4 protein-coding genes and 1 pseudogene are annotated in these 4,585 nt (G+C 63.1%); 3 read left to right on the top strand and 2 right to left on the bottom strand.

The genetic code is table 11. The features are described from left to right. Window positions 1–162: 162 nt before the first annotated feature. The 3 genes and pseudogenes from AC50X6_RS18675 to AC50X6_RS18665 form a co-directional block, all read left to right on the top strand. Window positions 163–1,023 carry a GIY-YIG nuclease family protein gene (locus AC50X6_RS18675; RefSeq protein WP_494967630.1) on the top strand — a complete coding sequence of 287 codons (861 nt, stop codon included), beginning with the start codon at window positions 163–165 and terminating at the stop codon, window positions 1,021–1,023. A gap of 236 nt (window positions 1,024–1,259) precedes the next feature. Then, on the top strand, window positions 1,260–1,889 hold the full coding sequence (locus AC50X6_RS18670) for a hypothetical protein (RefSeq protein ID WP_494967629.1): 630 nt from the start codon (window positions 1,260–1,262) through the stop codon (window positions 1,887–1,889). Window positions 1,890–1,963: 74 nt separating this feature from the next. Beyond that, a pseudogene (locus AC50X6_RS18665) lies at window positions 1,964–2,161 on the top strand (type II toxin-antitoxin system Phd/YefM family antitoxin); the annotation flags it as partial. Between the two features lie 90 nt (window positions 2,162–2,251). Here the strand turns inward: AC50X6_RS18665 and AC50X6_RS18660 are convergent. Beyond that, entirely contained in the window at window positions 2,252–2,764 is a 513-nt protein-coding gene (locus tag AC50X6_RS18660) for a single-stranded DNA-binding protein (protein ID WP_494967628.1), read from the bottom strand. Window positions 2,765–2,826: 62 nt separating this feature from the next. Then, window positions 2,827–3,987 carry an ArdC-like ssDNA-binding domain-containing protein gene (locus AC50X6_RS18655; RefSeq protein WP_494967627.1) on the bottom strand — a complete coding sequence of 387 codons (1,161 nt, stop codon included), beginning with the start codon at window positions 3,985–3,987 and terminating at the stop codon, window positions 2,827–2,829. Between the last annotated feature and the right edge of the window lie 598 nt (window positions 3,988–4,585).

Genomic DNA, 4,585 nt, shown 5'->3' with positions numbered 1-4,585 from the left:
CATGGACCCATCTTCCCGCACCGGGGAAATCGTGGAGATAGACATTGGTGATGTTCCTGATTCTCGCCCTACGAATTAGACGAAGTTGCTACGAGCTGCTGGCCTCACCCAACCCTGACACGTAGGGTACCGGCCTCCCATGCAGCCCTCACTCTCGGTCATGTGCTCACTGGCATGGGCGCGGACTATGTACCAACGGTCCGGCCGGAGGACATACACGTCATCCGCCACACATTTAAGCCGGGCGACGCCGGAGCGCTGCGCGGGCCGGAGGACCTGACCGAGGAGCGAGTCCTCGCCTACACCAGAGAGCAGGACATCTCGCCCCGTCGCTTCCCCTCGGCCCCTCCCCGATACTGGGTGATCCTCGTCGCCGACGGCCAGCGCCGTTCCCGTCTCTGGGGTACCTTCGAGAACCACGGTGAAGTGACCGCAGACCGCAACGAGTCGTGCCGCTTCTTCGACCTGCGCCCGTCTGGCTTCCTCGCGCCCCTCAATGACCGACTCGTGGTCGAATGGGACACCCCTCGCATCTGGCACCGAAGCGCCGCCTCTGCCAGCGCGGTGCGCATGCCTGTGTTGGGGATTGCCGACCGGGACAAGGTCCAGTTCCCTGGGTTTGATGGCGTGCTGCTCAGCTACCACCAACTACGCGACATGGTGGAAGATCCCCGCTACGCCGACTGGCGCGCTGCCCTGTCAGAAGTTCAAGGGATTTACCTCATCACAGACTCCACCAACGGCAAGCAGTACGTCGGCAAGGCCGACGGTGCCGAACGTATCCTTGGCCGGTGGGCAGTCTACGCGCGTGACGGTCACGGCGGCAACGTCGCCCTCCGCGAGCTTGCCCACGCCAGCGCAGCTGGGGAAGGCACAAGGACGAAGACAGACCACGCCCGACACTTCGTTTTCAGCCTCCTCCGCGTCTTCGGACCCAGCACACCGTCCTCCGAGGTGAACTCGGCCGAGTCCCACTACAAAGCAGCGCTCATGACACGCAAATTCGGCCTCAACAGAAACTGATCGGGCCGCCGGGAAAAGCCGACTGCATCAGCGATACCTGTCGATTCAAAAGGGAAGAAAGCTGGCTCCGGCGCTGCGAGGCCGAGCCATCAAAGCGGGTGCCGGGAGAGACCATGCTGGCGAGACGCTGCAATACACGACACCGTTCGCGAGCGGGCCAGCGAACACGCGAAGCTGTGGCATCTTCAAAACATGAACGCACCGAACGACGCACCCCAAGTTCGCGACCTGCAAGCATGGGAGACACTTCGAGGTGCCACGCCGCCTACATGTCAGGCACATCGCGGGCATACGACGAGGTCCTCGCCGACGTCGCGGACCGAATCCGCGCGACGGCCAGCATCGGCAAAGCCGACATCGGGGCGTTGCTGTTCTGGAAGCGCCTCCGCGCGGATACACCGTGGGTCCGTGAACTGATGGTCAAGCCCGAAGAGGAAGTCAGGGCGATTGCGGAGAAGGCCGTGTCTGCCGTCACTGATGTGTCACTTTCAGTACCTAAGGCGGCTTCTGCCGGCCGGGCGGCGCTCTCACCGCTTCCTGGCTTCAAAACGGGAGATGCACTGGCTTCAGCACTTCTGCTGGCCGCATCCCCCGAACGAATGGCGGTATACGACGAGCGTGCCCAAACCGGGCTGGAGACTCTGGGTCTCTCGCTCTCCCCTACGCCCGGGAGGTATGGACGGTACATGGAGCTGGTGGAAGCCCTACGGTCGACGGCGGCCCACTATGGGCACACTTGGTCTGCGAGGGATGTCGATATCGCGCTCTTCTGGCTCGGCGGTCCGAGTTCACAGTCCTGCATAAAGGCGGCCATAGCTTTGCTGAGCTGTTCGACGTTTGTCATGAGCGACGGACTGTGCGAGTGATGAGGCCGACGTTGCCGTGAGCGTACACAAAGGCCAAGTACTAGTGGTGTGTCTCGTACAACCAGGAGGCAGTGATGGCCATAACCACGAGCGAGGCTCACCGCGACCTTTTCCGTCTCATCGAACGAGTCAATCTCGACCGCACCGAGGTTGAGACCAAGCCAAATCGTGGATCCGCGGTTTTGATGTCGAAGGATGCGAACGACGCGCTGGTGGAGACAAGCTACCTGCTGAGCTCACCGACGAACGCGCGCCGCCTCATTTCGGCTCTGGAATCCGTCCGCGAGGTCGAAACCGCCCAGCACAGGCTTTTGACGCGTCAGCTTTCACCTCGTCCCGTCATTCAGCCTGACGGACCCCATTCAGAAACTCATCTCAGTCCCTACCGCTTTCCCGAAAGGGGGCACCACCACTGGACTCTTGGAAGTCAAGTTGTATGCCGGCGGAGCAGACGCTGCCGCAATGGGCGCCTTGGGGCCCCCGTGAACCTGAGCGGACGGCCCAACGTCTGCCACGTGAGATGAGCGCTGATAGACCGCGGTGCCGAAGCGAAGGTCCGGGCCGATTGTGTCGGCGACGATGCGGCGGGCTTCGCGGCGTTCGCCGTCCTTTTCGTATGAGCGGAATTCCAGCTCACCCGCGACAGTGACCGGGTCGCCCTTCTTCAGCGAGGTCGCGGCGTTTTCTGCCAACGCGCGAAACGCCGATACGTTGTGGAAGACGGGTTCCCCATCGCGCCAAGTGCCGTCTGCCCCCTGGATTCGCTGGTTGACGGCGACACGAAGCTTTGCGTGGGCCACGCCGGTTTCTCCGATGCTCAGTTCGGGATCGGCGACGAGATTGCCCGCGATGCTGACCGGGATCTTGGTGCTCATTGATCTTTTCCTTTCAGATGCCGGCGGGACTCTCCCGCCGGACAGATTTGGTACGGCCGTCGTTAAGGCCCGGCCACTACTGGGCCGTTAACAGACCGCACGGGCCGTTCCACGCCCATGTACGACGCTGCGGGGTTCACACGAGGATCCGCGTCTACTGCGGAGATCTTGCCGCCGAATCCCGGCGGATGGGTGATTCCGAGAATTCCCTTGCTGGCAGCGGTGACGCGGCCCAGCACTGACTTGGCAATGTCCGCACGGGATCCTGGTAGCTTGCTGCCGGCGACGTGGGCCATCGCGTCGTTCTCTGCATCAATGACGGCGTCAGCCCATCCGGCCAGGTAGGTGGCGGACTGCGGGCCGCGGTCGATGCCGTGGGCCCTGAGCACCGTGTAGGCGACGGATTCAGCCTCGACTTCAGCCAGCCCTCGGTGGTCCGCGCTGCTGCCGTAGAACCGGCCGATCTCATCGCCCGGTCCGTGGAGCAGTACGTGCCCAAGCTCGTGGGCGAGGACCGCTGTACGCTCTTCCGGCCCCAGCCAGGCACCAACCTGGACCCGCTGTCCGGCGAAGTCCGTAAAGCCGCTTGTCAGCCCGTATTGGGCGTCCGTCACATCGACGTCGAACCCGTGTCTGCCGGCGACGGCAGCAAGGGATCGCCACAGCTCACCTGCATCCACGCCAGCGGCGCCGCCGCGAAGCACCAACAGCGGTGTCCCCTGCGTCTGCGAGACGTCAAAGACTGCTTGCCCGCGCCAACCGGTGATGACGGTTTTCTTTCCGTCGTCGACGGCGCCGTCCGGCAACTGCTCGCCCGCCGCGGCGCGCTGCCGGGTACCGTCAGAAAGTGTCACCTGCTGGACCCGGGCCGTGCGGGGCGCGATCACCCAGAGTGCATGCTCACCCCGCGACACGGTGCGGCCGTGGCGAGCCCATTCCTTGTAGCCTGCCACCAGGGTGGGTTCTTCGGTGCCGCGCTGGGCCATCTGCATCATGAGCAGGGCAACGTTGCCGCCCGAGTATCGCCATAACGTGGCTGAGCCGTCCAGCAGCACCTGCCAGTGCGACGGAGATTCAACGGCCTGTTCCAGGATCTTGTGGAGACCATCCGTCAAGGCAGCGATGCGTTCTTCCGGTGTCATGCGCGCATTGCCGCGGTCGCTAGCGCTGAACGCGGCATCTGCCGCCACATCGCTGGATACATCTTCAGGTTCAGGGGCCACGACAGCCGCCCTCCATACTTCTCGGGTTCCCGCCGGGACTACCCGCGGATACCCATTCATGTCCTGAGAGACGCGGACAGCATGACTTCAGAATTCTTCACCGACTTGGTGGGAAGCCGCCTGCCACTCAACGAAGCCCGGTGCGTCGAGACGGAGGATTCTCACTGCGAACTCCTAGTGTGCCTTCAGGCAGGCACGACCGGCCGTCCGGGAATGGATCCCCAGCCGCTCGACTGCCTGCGCCAGCCGCTCGTGAAATGCCAGAGGCCCGAAACCGGGATCGTCGCTGGCGAACGAAGCCAGCACCGCCCGCTGCAGAGCATAGAGCTAGGCCACAAATTCGGTGTGGCGCCACCAGCAATCCGGAGTTCTTTGTGGCGATTCTCTTTCAGACCGATTCCGTCACGTGGCACTGACTGTGTCGCTGGCATGCTGTTGATGGGTCAATGAGAACCCCCACCGTTGCGACAACGGAATTTGTCAAGGTGAATGAGGCCAGTGGGAGTTAGGCGGCTTCTTTTGCTGCGGTCCTCTCGGCTGGATTGTTAATCCACGCAGTGTCGGGCAGGGCGAGGATCTTCGGGTCCTTGTTTGTGGT

The sequence above is a fragment of the Pseudarthrobacter sp. HLT1-7 genome, assembly GCF_059383435.1.
The sequence above is the reverse complement of the archived record's forward strand: the minus strand, read 5'-3'. Positions and strand labels throughout refer to the sequence as shown.

What these genes read in the sequence shown, in the direction of transcription:
- AC50X6_RS18670 (WP_494967629.1), top strand. Translation starts at nt 1,260, where the DNA reads ATGGGAGACACTTCGAGGTGCCACGCCGCCTACATGTCAGGCACATCG.
- AC50X6_RS18660 (WP_494967628.1), bottom strand. Translation starts at nt 2,764, where the DNA reads ATGAGCACCAAGATCCCGGTCAGCATCGCGGGCAATCTCGTCGCCGAT.